This is a genomic window from Labilibaculum sp. (assembly GCF_963664555.1).
GTDB lineage: Bacteria > Bacteroidota > Bacteroidia > Bacteroidales > Marinifilaceae > Labilibaculum.
In genome coordinates, this window is record NZ_OY761461.1 from 2711420 (window position 1) to 2728735 (window position 17316).

Below are 17316 nucleotides of genomic sequence, written 5' to 3' on the forward strand. Positions count from 1 at the left end.
AGAGTAGATACTTAGACTAAATATAAAGAAAACAATTTTGTTCATGGTACAGAATAAAAATATATTTTTGTTCAAGATTGTTATTAAAACTAAACATTGATTATGAGAAAATTATCATTCATTCTAGTTATGCTTATGTGTGTTGCAAGTGTAAGTGCACAGAAAAGCAAAGTGACTGGGGCCCAGAATTATCTTACTTCTGGTAAGTTGGATAAAGCAAAAGAAGCTATTGATGAAGGGATTCAGGACGAAAAATGTGTGGCATATGCTAAGGCATATCTTGTAAAAGGAAAGGTGTATCAAGGAATTTTTGAAAGTCCTCTTCCTGCCTACAAGAAATTGGCGGAAAAACCACTTGATGTTGCTTTCGATTCCTATATGAAAGCTCTTGAGTTAGATGAAAATGGGAAAATGGAAAAGCCTGTTAAAGCTCAAATGACAAACATGATTCCTGATTACACAAACGAAGCCGTTAATTTATATAATGAAGGAGATTTCCCTGGCGCTTTGGCAGCTTTTGAGAGAGTATTGGAAATTGAAGCAATGGATATGTTTAAAGAAAATGCTACCATTGATACAGCTGTAATTTTTAATGCAGGTATGACTGCTCAAAAGGCCGAACAATTAGAAAAAGCGGCAAAGTATTACAAGCAATCTATTGAGTACAACTACGGTGGAGCAAAAACTTATGCTAATTTGTCTAAAGTTTTAAATGACTCTGGAAATAAAGAAGAAGGGGTTAAATACCTTCATAAAGGATTCGAGCTATATCCTAATGATTCATGGATGTTGGTTGAATTAATCAACCATTATATGTTAGGTGGAGAGCCTCAAAAAGCAGCCGATTATTTGGATAAAGCAATTGAGTTGGATCCAACAAACAGTTCTTTTTACCGGGCAAAGGGAACTTTGTACGAAAAAACTGAAGAATTTGCTAAAGCTGAAGAGATGTATACCAAAGCATTAAGTATGGATCCAAATGATTTTACTTCTCAGTATAATCTTGGATTGCTAAAACTTAATTCAGCGATTCTGAAGCATAAAGCTGCCAATGAAATAATGGATGCTAAAAAGTATAATGAAGCAATTAAAGCTGTTTATGCAGAATACGAAGCAGTGATTCCTTATTTCGAAAAGGTACTTGAAATGCAACCTGATGAGAAAAATTCTATGATTACTTTAAAAGAATTGTATTTCAAACTGAGAAATGAAAACGAAGTTTACCTTGAAAAATACAATAAGGTGAAAGCTCAGTTGGATGGCATGGAGTAAATAAAATAAAGGGAAGTTTAGGCTTCCCTTTATTTTATATTCTTTATTTAACGTAATGTTGATTATAGGACAAATATAGTTTCAAAAAAATACCAACGAAAATATCACTAACAGCATCTTCCTTGCAATTATTAAAGAAACTTCTGCAGGACTTCCATTAGTTTATGAGGATCAATCGGCTTTGTGATAAATTCATTCGCACCGGCCTTAAAACATTCTTCTTTTTCATTATTAAATGTAAAAGCTGTTTGCACTATAACCGGGATTTTATTATTAATGGCTTTAATTTGTTTTATAGCATCCAATCCGCCAATCTCAGGCATTCTCATATCCATTAATACCAAGTCTATTTGTGGATTATTTGCCTGGCATATTTCGATTGCATCTCTGCCATTCCGAGCCCAAATTACATTTGCATCAGTTAATTCAATTATTGCATTTAAGTAATTGAAATTAGATTTAACATCTTCTGCAATTAAAATATTACGGTTGGTATAATCTATTGATTTTACCCCGGCACTCTCAATTCGGCTCTCAAACTTATCTGAAGATTCTCTTAATAATTTAAGATTTGATTGACCTAAATTATGTACTTTAAAATAAAAATTGGAACCGATTTCAATTTTAGAATCAAACCAAATTTCCCCCTCTAAAAGCTGTACCATTTTTTTACAAAGAGTTAAACCGATTCCAGAACCTTCAAATTTTCTTGTAGAACTGTTTTCCCCTTGTCTAAACAAATCAAATATAACATGCTGATTTTCATTAGAAATACCAATTCCTGTATCTTTAATGTAAAATATTGGATTGGTTTCATTTTCTATGAAATACCCTATTTCCACAATACCTTTTGTTGTGAATTTAATTGCGTTATCAATTAAATTATCAAGTATTTGAACTATTTTGTTTTTGTCAGAATGAATAGAGAATTGTCCGCTGTTCTCAGGCAAAACAAGTCTTAATTCAATATTTTTATTCAATCTGTGACTTGTTTCGAATACTTTAAATAAGTCAGTTATGATTGGATTTAGTACAAACTTTTCTTTTTGAATTGCTAATTGGTTCGTTTCCATCTTGGAAACATCAATCAAGTTATTTATAAGTTTTAATAGTTTTTTACTGTTATTCGAAATGTGATTAATGAAACTAGCCAGTTGATTTTTATTTAGATTGTTATCTGATAACAGGTTGGAAAATCCAACCATGGCATTAATAGGTGTTCGAATTTCATGACTTATATTAGAGAGAAAAGCTGATTTCAACTTTTCAGATTCTTCAGCTTCTTTCTTTGCTTTTTCAAGTTCTTTTTTAGTTTCTGTTATCGTTATTATATCCTGCAACGATGTTGAATGGGAAATGCATGCTTGAATAGATACTGAAAATTTATCCAAAACATTCTTTAATTTAGTTTGGTCGATTTCGCTCCAGATTCGTTTCTCAGAAGATGAATACAGTACCAAAAATCCGATCTCCTGCAATTGGAAAAAGGTTATTGCTCCTCCTTCTTTCACTTTAAAACCAATTTCTTTACTAATTTCCTGGGTAAGAATGCATGAAAAAGAATTTTGGTTTGCAAAACAACGATCAATATAATTTGAATTACATATTGAGTAACTCTCAAGCTTAATAATTGGATGAGAATAAATTGCTTTCAATCCATGTTCTTGTCTTGTAAATGAAATATTACGATTCCGGATCCAAACACCACCAAACTCAATGTTCTTAACTGACATTAGTGTATCTAAAAACCGTCTGCAATTTTCCTTCAAATCTAAGGATTGACCTATGGATAAGGATAATTCATACAAAAATGAAATGTCTTTTATTATATCGTTAGTTTGCATTCTTATCTAAATATGAAAAACCTAAAACAATTGATTTATTTAATATCTCAGGATATCCTTCGCCACTTGAATATATCTCTCCAATTGAAAGTGCTCCTTCTAAATTTACCTGATTTTGATTAGTTTTGATTTCGTCAGTCAAATTCGAGAGTTCCACATAGAAGTTATTGTTTAAATGATTTGCTCTTGATATGCAATTAAAAATAAGCGCATCCGCTATTTTTGATTCTTTATCAATGCTTTGACAAACAAGATTTTTAGATACAGATTTGAAATCTTCTTTTCTCATTGTCATTAGGTCAATAAGTGAATTTTCAGGAATATTACCTACACAATGTAAATAACCTTCTTCAGTAACTCTCATAGGATCTCTGATTATATATTCACTATTCTCTTTGTAGATTCCAAATGGATAATGAATTGAATTGTCCTCAAAATTCTCTCTATTAATTTTAATATCTAATGCAGTTTTCAAAAAACGTTGATAAACAACAAATGCATTTTCCCAGTTAAGCTCCTTAATAAAGTTTTTATCTGTTTTTGTAGCGATAAATGGACCATGAAGTTTTGTCCAGCCATGTAATGAGCCTGTTGTTACTTTGTTTTCGGTAAGCGTGATGATTGTTCCTGTATTAAAAATGCCATCATTGCTTATTAAAACACCTCCGTTGTGCTCTTTAATTCGGCCAGCACCACCACCAAGAAATTTAACGTCATTTCCTAAATAAGTATATAAAGATCTTAAGTGTTCTGAACTTTCAGAAGATATTCCGGAAGTAAGGACGTATGCCGTTAAAAATATTACACTGCTGAATTCAGAAATTTGTTGGCTAAAAGTTTTCGACGAATCAAAATAAATTGAAACAGCATTATGAGGTAACCACTTAATTACTATGCCAGTACCAGATGTTTTATTGTTGTGTATTATTTTGGGAAAAACACCACCTGTGAATTTTATATTTCTGTTGTTCAACGAATTGACAAACTCTTTTAGTGGAATTTTAGAATCTTCCCCAATAAGGATAAAAGCAAATGAATTGTTAGAAGACTTATTGGTTTCTAACAAATAAAGTATTTCTTTCAAACTTGGATTTTCCAGATACATTACCTCTCTCCTCTTCAATTATATTAATTACAATTTTAGCGAATTTATGACTATTAACCGATTGCTTTTGATTAAAGATCAATATCGTCATGTCAAGGCTTTTAATTGTATTGTTAGGGGAGAAATTAAAAAAAAACTGACTTTTTGTATACAAAGCCAGTTTTCCATTAGGTTATCTAATTTTCTTGAATGATTTATTGACTACATCCGTGAGCCTTTTAAAAACATCTTCTTCACTTCCTAATCCATCTACAATTTCAAATTTGTCCTGTTTGGAGTAATAGTTACTTACTTTTATACTTCTCTTTTCAAATTGCTCTAATCTGTGAATAATGATATCGGTATCATCGTAAAGTCTTTTGCCTTCCGTTTTTCCTCTGTAGGTTAAACGTTTAATCGACTCAAGAGTAGAAACATCCAAATTAATGGATGTAGTTACAATTGAACCAAGTTTTCTTAATAAACCATCAAGAATGTATGCCTGAACAATTGTTCGGGGAAATCCCTTAAAAATAAAACCTTTGGCATCAGGATGCTTGCGAATTTGCCTTTCAATTAGTCGAATAGCAATTTCATCAGGAACAATATCTCCTTTTTCCATATAGGTTTTTGCACTTTGTCCCATTTCTGTGTCTTTTTTAATTTCCTGACGCATCAAATGACCTGTTGAAATGTATTCGAGATTAAATTGTTCGGCTAATTTTCTTCCCTGAGTTCCTTTTCCTGATCCAGGAGGACCTAGTAAAACCAAGTTAATCCATGATTTTTGAAGGGTCTGGTCGACCACTGAAGTTAATCGTTCAAAAATTTGGTCAATACCACCCAAGCCATCAATACCATGGTATATTTCTTTCTCCTTGTAAAAATTTGCAACAGGAGCTGTTTTGGTATCATATTCTTTTAACCGAACACTAATTACTTCCTCTGTATCATCTGATCGATTCTCTTTTTTTGCACGATCCAGCAAACGGTTGCGGAGTTGATCCGTTGGAACCTCTAAACTTAGCATACAATCAAGTTTAGTATTCATTTTTAATAGCAGGCCTTCAAGAATATAGGCTTGTACAGTTGTTCTTGGAAATCCATCAAAAAGAAAGCCATTTACCTCAGTATCGGTTTGAATTCGTTCTTCCATGATTTGAACGATAATTTCATCGGGAACAAGTCCTCCCCTTTTGATAATGTCTTTTGCTTGCAGACCCAACTCGGTTCCTTCGGCAATCTCACTTCTTAGAATATCTCCTGTTGATATGTAAGCAAGATTGTATTTCTCGATAAGCATCTTTGATTGAGTTCCTTTACCTGCTCCAGGTGGGCCAAAAAGTGCAATATTTAACATGTACTGAAATTTATATTTGTTATGGTTGTAATTGATTCAAAAATAATAAAAATTTGATTTGATAAGAGGAATTAATACAAATGTTGCTCTTCGAATTATTTAAGGAAAATCAGATATGAAATCTTGTTGCAATTTAAATTTATAAAAGTGCTGAGAGCCCAACAGAATAGATGCAACAGTCCCAAAAAAAGAAAGGTTGGAAAAACAGGTCCGTTCCAAAAAGAATAATTCGCTATTGCAAAAAATATGTACCCACATATTAAAAGAAGGCTTCCTATAAATTCAAATTTCCATACAACTATTAATCCCATTAGCATTATAACATTGGCTGAAAATAATTTGATTTCTTGTTCAGACATCAAATTTAAATCGGGAGAACCAATTTGGATTGCAAACCAAATAAAAAATAGGAATAAGAAAATTCCTAAAAAACGTGCAATCCAACGAAGTATGGTAATGAATAGTTTCAAGTCTTATCCTTTTTACGATTTGGAAAATTTTTAAATATGCTTTTATCAAATATAGCCGAATTAATATGTAATTGGAAATTACGGCACTAGAATAATTCAAAAAAGGAAACCTGAGGATCAAACAAACGATGTAGTCTGCTGAATATTAGTTGATTTAAATTGACATTCTTCTTGTAATGTCTTATATTTTATTTAGAGAATAATCCACTTAAATATATAGTTATGAAGGCTGATTATTTATGTCCAAAATGCAGAACCTATCTTAATGTTGGAGATCAAATTGTAATTTCTGCTAAAAATGAGAAAGGTTATAAAGGGATTCTATTATTTAGTATTCATTTAGGAGATTATGAGATTAAAAAGCATTCTAATTTTGATATAGAAAAGAATGAGAGCCTCAGTATGTTCTGTCCTTGTTGTCATAAAAGTTTAAGACATCCGATGGTACACAAAAATATTTTCAAAATATTGATGCAGGATGCAGAAGATCAGGAATATGAAATTCTATTCTCGGGTGTGTACGGAGAAAGATGTACCTATCAAATTAGTGAGAAAAAAGTGAGTTCTTTTGGAAAAGATGCTGGAAAATATATCAATTTCACAAATCTAATTAATATGTCCTAGACATGTTTAAATCAAGCATGATGGAATATTATTCTATCGTTTAATATTTTAATACGGGCAGCGATATTTTAAAACGAATACAGATTATTCTTATAATTATTATACAGGCAATGGTTATGAATTGATTTAGTGAAGAGGCAACACCAAGAGAATTGAGAGCAATAAAAAGAATTCCTCCAATCAAACAAGCTACGGCATAAATTTCTTTTCGGAAAATTAAAGGGATATCATTGCAAAGAGTATCTCTAATAACACCTCCCATTACTGCCGAAAATAAACCCATTATTATGGATAAAAAAGGATGTATTCCTAAGTTTAAGGATTTTTCTATGCCTATAATGGTAAACACCCCGATACCTATTGTATCGAACAAAAAGAGAGTCCGTTTTAAAGTCATGATGTGCTTTTTGAAAAGAAAAGTCAGCGCAACACCAATAGATATAACTATTAGGTAATTGATGTCACTGATCCAACCAACTGGAAAATTTCCCAGAATCACATCGCGAAGCGTTCCACCTCCTATCGCAGTAATAAAGCCGGTAAAGTAGGCACCAAAAAGGTCGAGTTTTTTATTTGCAGCAGACAGTGTGCCACTAATAGCAAATACAAGAGTTCCTAATAAATCTAATCCGTATAAGATCGTCATAGTCAAATTTATAATTTTGCACAAAAATCGATAAAATAATCGAATAGAAAAAAGGATGAGATTTAATTAAATCTCATCCTTGACTAATAAATATTCTAATTGTTATGATTGAGCATCAACAACTGCTATGGCAGTCATATTAATAATTTCACGAACAGAACAACCCATTGGAATAATATGAAATGGTTTTGCTGTTCCTAATAAAATTGGTCCAATATTTTCTGATCCATCTAAATCCTTCATTAATTTATAGGCAATATTTCCGGAACTTAGATTTGGAAATATAATGGTATTAACATCTTTTCCTTTAATTTTTGTAAAGCCAAATGTTTGATCTCTTAAATTCTTATCAAGAGCAAAGTTCAACTGCATTTCCCCATCTATAAGTAAATCAGGATGATTTGCGTGTAGTTTTGAGATTGCTTTGTTAACTTTTACAGGACTTCCCTTTCTTACTGATCCAAAATTAGAGTAGGATACCATAGCCATTACCGGTTCGATATTAAAAGTTTTTAAGGCTCGGGCAGTACTCAATGTTGTGTCAACTAACGAATCTGATGTAGGTTCTGCATTAACAGTGGTATCTGCAAAAAACAGAGGTCCTTTTTTCGTCATGATAATATTCATGCCAACCAAAGTTTTCATGCCATCTTCAATACCAATTACTTTACTTGCAACTTTTAGTGCTTCAAAGTAGCGTGTTGCATATCCGGAGATAAAAGCGTCAGCATCACCATTTTCAACCATCATTGCTCCAAAATAGTTGCGATCGAACATTTTTTCGACAGCCTCTTTATGAGTTAGACCTTTACGACTTCTTTTTTCACACAAAACATCTGCGTAATGATTCCTTCTTCCTGCTTCTGCCTGAGAACGGATATCGATAATTTCAGCTCCGTTAAGATCCAATTCATTTTCCTGTATTATTCTTTGGATATTTTCGGGATTACCCAAAATAATGGGCTTTGCAATTCCATCCTGAAGAACAATTTGAGCTGCTTTTAAAACATTGAAATTATTTCCTTCGGCAAAAACCACACGTTTTGGGTTGCATTTTGCTTTGTCAAAAATAGTTCTGATCAATTCATTTTCAGTTCCCAAGCGTTGTTTTAACTCTTCGGAATACGCATCCCAATCGGTAATTACTTTTCGGGCAACACCCGATTCTACTGCTGCTTTAGCAACTGCAACCGCTACACTTGACACCAAACGTGGGTCCATTGCTTTTGGGATAATGTAATGACGGCCAAATATAATATTTGATTCATTATAAGCCGCATGTACAGATTCCGGAACAGGCTCTTTTGCCAGTTTTGCAATAGCATGAACCGAAGCGATTTTCATCTCTTCATTAATTGTACTTGCCCGAACATCTAAAGCACCTCTGAATATATATGGAAATCCCAGAACATTATTAATTTGGTTTGGATAATCAGAACGACCTGTGGCAACAATTACCCCTTCTTTGGATTCAATAGCCTCATTGTAATTAATTTCAGGATCTGGATTTGCCAACGCAAATACAACAGGATAATCAGCCATGGAAATTACCATTTCCTTATTTACAATTCCTCCAATGGATAATCCTAAAAACACATCAGCTCCAACCAAGGCTTGTTCCAATGTGTCAATATCACGATCAGTTATGAATTGTTTTTTCTGACTGTTTAAATCGGTTCTTTTTTTATTAATCACTCCACGACTGTCACACATAATTATATTTTCTGGTTTAACGCCAAGAGAAATATATAATTTTGTACATGAAACAGCGGCAGCACCCGCTCCATTAACGACTACAGAAATATTTTCAATTTTCTTTTTGTTAATTTCTAAAGCATTTAATAATCCTGCTGCTGAAATAATGGCCGTTCCGTGCTGATCATCATGCATAACAGGAATATCCAACTCATTTTTTAAGCGTTGTTCTATTTCGAAGCATTCAGGAGCTTTGATATCTTCAAGGTTTATTCCGCCAAAAGTTGGGGCAATCGCTTTAACAGTTTCAACGAATTTATTTACATCAGTTGCATCTACTTCAATATCGAATACGTCGATATCTGCAAATATTTTGAATAACAAACCTTTTCCTTCCATTACAGGTTTGCCAGCTAGTGCACCAATATTTCCTAATCCCAAGACAGCTGTACCATTAGAAATAACAGCTACAAGATTTCCTTTTGCTGTATATTTGTATGCATTCTCAGGATCTTTTTCGATTTCCAGACATGGTTCTGCAACCCCAGGGCTGTAGGCCAAAGCTAAATCTCGTTGAGTTCTATATGGTTTTGTAGGAATCACTTCAATTTTACCAGGACGCCCCTCAGAGTGGTATTTTAAAGCATCGGTATTGCTGTTTTTTGACATTATTATTAGTGTTTTGTTAAATTATTGAATCAATAGTTTACTATTTGTTGTTTAGGCACAAAGATGGGAATTATTGTCTCGGATTAATGTGCGAAACGCTTCAAAATAATTATGAAATCAGTATTTAACTGGAACTCTATTGATTAGAATAAATGAAAAATAAAGGAAAATTTCTAGATTTATGCAATCGGATCATTACATATGGAATTGAAGTTTGGTTTTATTCTAATTATTAGTAATAAGTATGAGAATTTATTTTGAATGATAAAATAATTTTACCCGAGGATTCTCAACTTCTATACCTTTTTCACTTTTAGAGAATATTTCTATTTTTTAAGGCTTTCCTGATGGAGCTTTAAAATTCGATATTGGATCTGAAGGCAAATAAAAAGGGATACCCAATAAAGGTATCCCCGTTTAATTATATTTGTATAAGAAATTACTACAACAAACCTTTGATCGTTGTAATTGTAGAAGTAACATCTTCTCTGGCTGGCGCGATTACTTTTACTTTGTTTAATTCCACAATTGCTTTTTGAAAGTAAGTTTTCGCTTTTGCAGATTCTGCTTTATAATTTTCAGGTTCTGTATTTGCAGTAGGAGTTGCAGCTTGCATAATTTTAGCACCTTTGTTATAGTACAATGTTCCTAAACTAAACAATGCGTCAGCTTGTAATTTAGATTTTACGTTACCGGCTTTTTTGTATAAATCTTCTGCAGCTTCAAAATTATTAGCTTTTTGAGCACTTTGTCCTTCAAGTAAATAATGCTTTGCAAGTTCGGAAACCAATTTTGAGTTTTTTGTTGGACAAGCAGCGATGCCTTCATTTAAAGTCACAATCATATCCGCATATTTTTTCTGGCTTTTTAGAGCTTTAGCTTTGTACTGATATGCAATTGATGTTTTGTATTTATTTTCAATTGATTGACCAAAATACTGTTCCGCTTTCGCGTAATTTTTCAATTTAATTGCACAATACCCTAAATTAAAAACCAATGCAGGATCTTTTTCAGTGTCTTCAGCAGCCAAATATTTTTCGTAGTTTACAAGAGCTGTTTTATAATCTTTAGATTTCAGAGCGGTATTGCCATCATTTTTAAATTGCGCTGCTGATTGAGCAAACACGCCAACTGCACTAAAACAAATCGCAAGAATCAGAATAAATTTTTTCATACTAAATTACTTTTATGATTAATTAAATAATTGATTTTCTTTTAAAATAAGCCTAAAAATAACGATTTCATATAAAAATCAAATAAAAATAACGAAAAAATATTATTCAATATTTTTTTACTCAATTTATATCGCCTGAGATAGTTGAATTACCTCCTCAACAAAATAATCGTTTTTAATGATATAAGAATCATATTTCGTTAAGTCGTTACTTTCGATTAATTGTTTAAGTTTGTCAGTATATACATCTCCTATTTCTGAATATCTATTAAGCAGAGGAATTAGTTCAAAAGGTTTTTCAGATGTATATCTTTCTTGTCTAAATTCTTCATAAGCATTCACTCTGGCAATTGTTTCAAAGTAATCGTTTACTGACTCTTCGATAGATGCATAACTTCTTACATAAATACTCGTTGAATCTCTTCCTATAAGCGCTTGTATCCGGTTTTCTCCTGCATCATAAGACCATATGCCAAAAACATTATTGCCTTTTTTAAAAAAGCGTGACGATCCCCAACCTGATTCTAATGCCGCTTGTCCTAACACGATACTTGCAGGATGTGGTTTCAGTCTTATTTTTAATTCTGACATTTCATTGCAATTGTAGGTTTCAAACAATTTGAAAAGAAAAAGACTATCCTTTTTCATCATCATTGGGTGCGTAAGCAACCAATCTTCGATGTGTTCTACTCTTTTAATCTTTTGATATAGAGAATGTTGACAAATCAGTATGGATGGCAATACCATCTCTACAAACTTTGTTTTTTTTTCATCAACGGGTAATTCTCTTAACGAAACTACTTTAGTATAGATATAAGGGGTAACGCAAGAGTCGTTAATTGCATGCACATCCTCCATATTCTCAATTACCGCAAATTGAGGCTGAATAGATATTTGAGTGAAGGTGCTGGATTTTTTGCAACTTACAAGAATAAATAAGCTAAGAATGGAAAGAATTACAACGCGCATTATTTGTTATTATTATTTTGGGATTGCTAAAATAACAATTTCTTATTCAGAACTAGCTTTTAAACATTTTAAATAAGATAAAACCAATGAAATACAAGACTTCAATGTACAAAATCTGTTTTTTTTTTTATCAATCTCCACGCTTTGGAACTAAGTGCAAAAACCTATATTAAAATATTTACGTGTGTTTTTTTCGGGTTTGGGTGTAGCTGACTGTGCTAATATCAGCTCGTATTCAATGCAATGGGAACAAAAAAAAATCAGAAATAAACTTATCTCTGATTTCAATCTATTTTGGAGGATTTGCACTTTTATTTTGAGATCGACATAACTGTTATATCACCAAAATCTGCTGCAGGCTCGTTAAAAGAATCTTCTAATTTAATGTTCTTTTCTATAGCATTTATTGTACGTATAACACCACCATGAGTAAAAACCGCTATTTTCTTACTGTCTTTTAGTTTGATTTCATTCCAAAATTCAAGGACCCGATCCCGAAGCATCACAAATGATTCTCCATTTGAACATTTCTTATTTACAAAATCTTCCATCCAGACCGGGAATAATGGATCTTTAATTTCGTCCCAAACTTTTCCTTCCCAATCTCCAAAGTTCAATTCCATTAATCGTTTATCCTCAATTACCTGGTCTCCGAATATGTCAATGGCTAATTTTTTGGCTCTTAATAACGGGCTTGATACAATAAAATCAAATTCAATACCTTTCAACTGATTTTTTACAGCTTCCAATTCTTCTTCATAACTTTCTGCTAAATCAACATCCTTTTGTCCATAGCAAACACCTTGCTCAACATTTACTTTTGTATGTCTGATTAAATATATTTCCATTTTATAAAACTTGATTAATAATTACCATATAGGATAAATAAAATACGATTTCACAAACCTGCTGTGTGGCACCAATGCAATCGCCGGTAAAACCACCTATCCATTTATCATAATATCTGCCTAACAATACTTTGCATAAATAAACGGGAATTAAAATCAGGAAAAACTTTACACTTCCTAATAAGGCCAAAGGCAATATTCCTGTAAGAATTGTGAAAATTAAATTTCTGGTTGATAGTTTCTGGGAATAATCTTTTGCCTTTGAATTCTCGGTTCGGGCATATTGGTGTGTATTTACCAGAGTAGCTGCAAACATTCTTGAAACTGAGTGAGCGGCAATTAATACCCAAGGCAAATTAGCAGCTGAAATTGAATACTGACAAAAGAACTTTGTCATCACCAGAAAAATAATACCTGTAACTCCAAATGCACCAATTAAGGAATCCTTCATGATTTCAAGGATTCGCTCTCGCGTCCAGCCTCCTCCAAAGCCATCGCAAACATCCATAAAACCATCCTCATGCAATGCTCCAGTAATCAGCACTGTGCCCCCCATACTTAGCATTACCGATAAATTAAAAGGGAAAACCAAATTGGCAAGATAAAAAACCAAACCTGCCAGCCCACCAATAATTGTACCTGAAATGGGGAAATATTTGATAGCTTCATGTTGATATTCCTTCTCAAACCGAGCCCATTTAGGAAATGGAATTCTTGTAAAAAAGGATAATCCAGTAAAGAATATGTCAATTTCTCTTCTCATCTATGCCTGTGAAATTTGATCGCTGTTACTTACTCCAGCATCTTCGAAACTAGCCATTTGGTTTAGGAAATTTACTGCCGATTCAATAATTGGGTAGGCAACGGCGGCTCCTGTGCCCTCGCCTAAGCGCATTCCTAAATCGAGGATTGGATCAGCTTTTAAATAGTTAAGCATATGCTTGTGTCCATTCTCATTTGACTTGTGCGTAAATATACAATATTCCAGAATCTCAGGATTTATTATTGATGCCACTAAAAGCGCGGAGCTAATAATAAAACCATCAACCATAATTACCATTTTCAATTCAGCAGCTTTTAACATTGCTCCAACAATCATCACAATTTCGAAGCCCCCAAAATAAGTTATGATATTTTCAACAGACTTATCGCCATTGTAATTTTTAACAGCTTTTTTTAGTATTTCATACTTCTTTTTTAAACCTTCATCATCCCATCCGGTACCACGGCCAACACATTCTTTTAAATTTACATCGGCTAAAATATGCAATAAAATGGCTGCTGACGATGTGTTGCCAATACCCATTTCACCAAAACCGATAATGTTTGAACCTTCACGGTACATCTTATCGCAAAGATCTGAACCCCGCTTGATTGCCGTTTTAAATTGTTCCGGAGTCATTGCCGATTCATTCAAATAACTTTTTGTTCCGTAATCAACTTTTGCGTTAATCACTCCGGAACTTTTGTCGAAATCGAAGTTTACACCAGCATCAATAATTCTGATATCTATGTTATTCTGACGGGCAAAAACATTAATTGCTGCACCGCCATTAAGAAAATTAGCAACCATTTGCCAGGTAACTTCTTGTGGGTAAGGACTAACACCATCAAGGGCAATTCCATGATCTGCAGCAAACACCATGATAGTCGGTTGTTTTAATTCCGGACTCAATGTGTTTTGAATACATCCAATTTTTACTGCCAATTTTTCTAAAACGCCTAAGGATCCAATTGGTTTTGTTTTTAAATCAATTTTTTGTTGAAGTTGTTCCGCCAATTCGTTGTTAGGTTTACTTATATTGAAATTCATGGATTCGATTTTTTTAAAATGTAAAATTAAATATAAAACAATTAGCTGATTGTTTTTACCTCTTCTGATTCACTTACTCCAGCTTCCTGAAATGAAGCCATTTCATTAATAAATCGAACGGCACTTTTTATAATTGGATAACAAACCATAGCTCCTGTTCCTTCACCCAATCGCATCCCAATATCCAAAATTGGTTCAGCATTTAAGTGATTTAGCATTTTGATATGTGCCTGTTCATTTGACTTGTGAGCAAATAGACAGTATTCCAATACTTTAGGGTTGATTTTTGATGCAGCAAGCAATGCTGAAGTAATTATAAATCCATCAATTAACATGGTCATTTTTAACTCTGCAGCTTTCAACATAGCCCCAGCAATCATAACCACTTCAAATCCACCAAATTGAGTCAGTACATCAAGGGGATCACTATCTCCATAGTATTTAAGTAAAGCTTCATTTAGCAATTCAAATTTTGATTTGACGCCATTATTATCCAATCCAGTTCCTCTTCCTACACACTCTTCCAAGCTAATATCAGCTAAAAGACTGAGTATTAGTGCTGCAGATGAAGTATTTCCAATTCCTTTTTCTCCAAAAGCAATAAAATTGCATCCTTCTTTATGGATTCCCTCAATAATATCAGCACCACTCTTAAATCCTTCAAGACATTGGTCCTTTGTCATTGCGGGGCCAAACCGGTAATTTTTAGTTCCGTAAGCAATTTTTTTATTGATAATATTTAATGATGGATCAAAATCATGATCTATGCCTGCATCAACTACTTTAAAATTAATATTATGCTGACGGGAAAATACATTTATAGCTGCACCTCCCTGCATGTAATTGTAAAGCATTTCATAGCTTACAGATTTAGGATAAAAACTTACGCCATCATCCGCTATTCCATGATCTCCTGCAAAAACAACTACTGTAGGATTCTTAATTTCCGGAGATAAACTTTCTTGAATTCTTCCTATTTGAAATGCAATCTTTTCAAGCATTCCAAGTGAACCAAGGGGTTTTGTTTTCCCATTGATTTTATTTAACAACTCCTGATCCAAGGATGTGGATACGGAGGATATCTTAAATTCCATCACAATTATTTAAAGGTTTCGGATTTAATTATTTATCAAGGCTTTTAAAATACCAAGACTATGAATCATTATTTCCCTGCATTCTGAATTTTTCTCATTGAGAATTGCTGATTCCAAATCAGGGATAGCATCAGTTCTTTCAATTTGGGCAATTGCTTTTGACGCTTTTGCCCTAACATCGGAATCTTTATCTCGAAGCATTCCTGGAATCCATTTTTTGGAAGACCAACAAGCTAATCCTATCACTTTATCAATTGCGATTAACTTTTCTTCTTTTGCACCAGATAGCATTTCCTTATATTTTTCTTGCAAGGATTGTATCTCCTTGGTATAAATAATTTCTTCTTTAAAGAAATCAGGACGAACTACATTTTCTGAATATTTAATCATTTCATTATCTGTTGCCCAACGAACAATTCGAGGTAACATCCATCTCATGCCCGGGGTACATTCAGGATGACCAACAAAAGAAGCTGTTTTTCCTTTTCCAACACTTGAAATTACAATAAATGGTTTGTTGTTTGTCATATTTTCCGGGCTGCCTTCAACGGTATGAACATCTGAAAGCATGCTTGCCAATTCTATTCCACTTCTGTTTTTAGCAGGAACTAATACAGGACCTTCGTAATATTGGCAAAATGATATTTTTCGATCTTTCAGCTCAGGAAAGATTTCTTTTCCTTTTTCACTTAATGAAAATTTCACTAACCCATGACCTCTATTATCATGTTCTATATCAATGGCTTCAAATCCATTTAGATTTAAACTTGGATAATTTGGAGTTTCTGTCATAATGTACGCTCCGGCACAAATACCAACTACAGCAATTCCTTTTTCCTTAACAAGCTGAACTATCCTTTCCATTCCTGTTTCGCCTAAACTTTGAGTCTCGCCTCTGCCACTGCCACCCGGAAAAACAATTGCATCAAACCTGTATATTTCTTCAGATACAATTTGACTTGCACTTATTATATCACAATCAATATTAGGGTCAATTTTTAGAGCCTCAATAGCATCGGTGATGCACCATGGACTGTCTCCGTTTATATTGAAAACACCAACTTTAATTTTATTGGAAATACTCTGTTTTTCAACTTTTCTGCAACTTTGTACAGAAATTAAAATCATAAGTAATAAACAAAAAAAGCGGAGTGATTTAGTCATGATAATAGATTTGTTATTAGGCCCTTATCGTGTTCTTTATTTCAAGTGGCAAGCCAGATATAATTAATGTAACAAGATCTGCTCTTTTTGCAATGTATTGATTAATACTCCCTTGCAAATCATTGAATCTCATTGCCATTTTATTATCAGGATGACCGCCCAATCCTAATTCGTTGGTGACAATTATCCAATCACAGTTTTGGTCAAATAGTTTTTCTAATTCTTGAGTTGCTTCGTTCAATGATTTTTCATCATCTTCTCCATTGTCAAAAAAGAAATTGTTTAACCATAAGGTGATACAATCTAAAAGAACTACTTTTTTCGTAAAATCATGCAAACTCAAAATTTTTTCTTCTTCAATAGTAGTCCATTGATTTCCACGTCTGTGTTTGTGTATCTCAATTCTTTCACGATGTGCTTCGTCCCAAATTCGTGAGGTTGCCAGATAAACGGGGCGATCACTTAAGGATAGTGCCAGATCTTCAGCAAATAAACTTTTTCCGGAACGTTGTCCTCCTGTAATTAAATGAATCATTGCTATTTTTTTTAGATCAGTATCCTCTATTAATTAAGGAATATTTAAAGTGTGA

Annotated in this window: 15 protein-coding genes and 1 pseudogene; 2 read left to right on the forward strand and 14 right to left on the reverse strand. The window is 33.1% G+C overall.

Features of this window, described 5'->3' with window-relative positions; all coding sequences use genetic code 11:
* Positions 1-102: 102 nt before the first annotated feature.
* Positions 103-1272, forward strand: a complete 1170-nt coding sequence (locus ACKU4N_RS10790) for a tetratricopeptide repeat protein (RefSeq protein ID WP_321316322.1) — start codon at positions 103-105, stop codon at positions 1270-1272.
* A gap of 131 nt (positions 1273-1403) precedes the next feature.
* On the opposite strand, the gene ACKU4N_RS10795 is transcribed toward ACKU4N_RS10790, so the two are convergent.
* The 3 genes from ACKU4N_RS10795 to ACKU4N_RS10805 all read right to left on the reverse strand — a co-directional run bounded on the left by ACKU4N_RS10795 (position 1404) and on the right by ACKU4N_RS10805 (position 5560).
* Positions 1404-3116, reverse strand: coding sequence for a response regulator (locus ACKU4N_RS10795; protein WP_321316324.1), 1713 nt, complete (start codon positions 3114-3116; stop codon positions 1404-1406).
* Positions 3106-4200 carry an FIST signal transduction protein gene (locus ACKU4N_RS10800; protein ID WP_321316325.1) on the reverse strand — a complete coding sequence of 365 codons (1095 nt, stop codon included), beginning with the start codon at positions 4198-4200 and terminating at the stop codon, positions 3106-3108. Before ACKU4N_RS10800 ends, ACKU4N_RS10795 begins: the two co-directional genes overlap by 11 nt.
* Before the next feature lie 193 nt (positions 4201-4393).
* A complete protein-coding gene (locus ACKU4N_RS10805) occupies positions 4394-5560 on the reverse strand; it encodes an adenylate kinase (RefSeq protein ID WP_321316327.1) in 1167 nt (388 codons plus the stop codon).
* 692 nt (positions 5561-6252) lie between these two features.
* Between ACKU4N_RS10805 and ACKU4N_RS10810 the strand changes: the two genes are divergently transcribed.
* Complete coding sequence (locus ACKU4N_RS10810; RefSeq protein ID WP_321316329.1) at positions 6253-6654, forward strand: hypothetical protein; 402 nt, start codon at positions 6253-6255, stop codon at positions 6652-6654.
* Positions 6655-6694: 40 nt separating this feature from the next.
* Here the strand turns inward: ACKU4N_RS10810 and ACKU4N_RS10815 are convergent, their stop codons facing one another.
* From ACKU4N_RS10815 to ACKU4N_RS10865, 11 genes and pseudogenes are all read right to left on the reverse strand, one after another.
* Positions 6695-7300 (reverse strand): trimeric intracellular cation channel family protein, encoded by a 606-nt coding sequence (locus ACKU4N_RS10815; protein ID WP_321316331.1) that lies wholly within the window; start codon positions 7298-7300, stop codon positions 6695-6697.
* Between the two features lie 102 nt (positions 7301-7402).
* Positions 7403-8401, reverse strand: coding sequence for a phosphate acyltransferase (locus ACKU4N_RS10820; protein ID WP_407937247.1), 999 nt, complete (start codon positions 8399-8401; stop codon positions 7403-7405).
* Between the two features lie 3 nt (positions 8402-8404).
* Positions 8405-9664: pseudogene (locus ACKU4N_RS10825) on the reverse strand (malic enzyme-like NAD(P)-binding protein); the annotation flags it as partial.
* 442 nt (positions 9665-10106) lie between these two features.
* The gene (locus ACKU4N_RS10830; RefSeq protein ID WP_321316334.1) at positions 10107-10838 is read right to left on the reverse strand and encodes a tetratricopeptide repeat protein; all 732 of its coding nucleotides are present in this window, start codon (positions 10836-10838) and stop codon (positions 10107-10109) included.
* Positions 10839-10964: 126 nt separating this feature from the next.
* Positions 10965-11807 (reverse strand): glucosaminidase domain-containing protein, encoded by an 843-nt coding sequence (locus tag ACKU4N_RS10835; protein WP_321316336.1) that lies wholly within the window; start codon positions 11805-11807, stop codon positions 10965-10967.
* A 311-nt stretch (positions 11808-12118) separates the two neighbouring features.
* The gene (cobC, locus tag ACKU4N_RS10840; protein ID WP_321316338.1) at positions 12119-12655 is read right to left on the reverse strand and encodes an alpha-ribazole phosphatase; all 537 of its coding nucleotides are present in this window, start codon (positions 12653-12655) and stop codon (positions 12119-12121) included.
* Between the two features lies 1 nt (position 12656).
* Positions 12657-13418, reverse strand: coding sequence for an adenosylcobinamide-GDP ribazoletransferase (locus tag ACKU4N_RS10845; protein ID WP_321316339.1), 762 nt, complete (start codon positions 13416-13418; stop codon positions 12657-12659).
* Complete coding sequence (gene cobT, locus ACKU4N_RS10850) at positions 13419-14468, reverse strand: nicotinate-nucleotide--dimethylbenzimidazole phosphoribosyltransferase (RefSeq protein WP_321316341.1); 1050 nt, start codon at positions 14466-14468, stop codon at positions 13419-13421.
* A gap of 41 nt (positions 14469-14509) precedes the next feature.
* On the reverse strand, positions 14510-15562 hold the full coding sequence (gene cobT / locus ACKU4N_RS10855) for a nicotinate-nucleotide--dimethylbenzimidazole phosphoribosyltransferase (RefSeq protein ID WP_321316343.1): 1053 nt from the start codon (positions 15560-15562) through the stop codon (positions 14510-14512).
* Positions 15563-15586: 24 nt separating this feature from the next.
* Positions 15587-16726, reverse strand: a complete 1140-nt coding sequence (locus ACKU4N_RS10860; RefSeq protein WP_321316344.1) for a BPL-N domain-containing protein — start codon at positions 16724-16726, stop codon at positions 15587-15589.
* Between the two features lie 16 nt (positions 16727-16742).
* Complete coding sequence (locus tag ACKU4N_RS10865) at positions 16743-17261, reverse strand: bifunctional adenosylcobinamide kinase/adenosylcobinamide-phosphate guanylyltransferase (RefSeq protein ID WP_321316346.1); 519 nt, start codon at positions 17259-17261, stop codon at positions 16743-16745.
* Between the last annotated feature and the right edge of the window lie 55 nt (positions 17262-17316).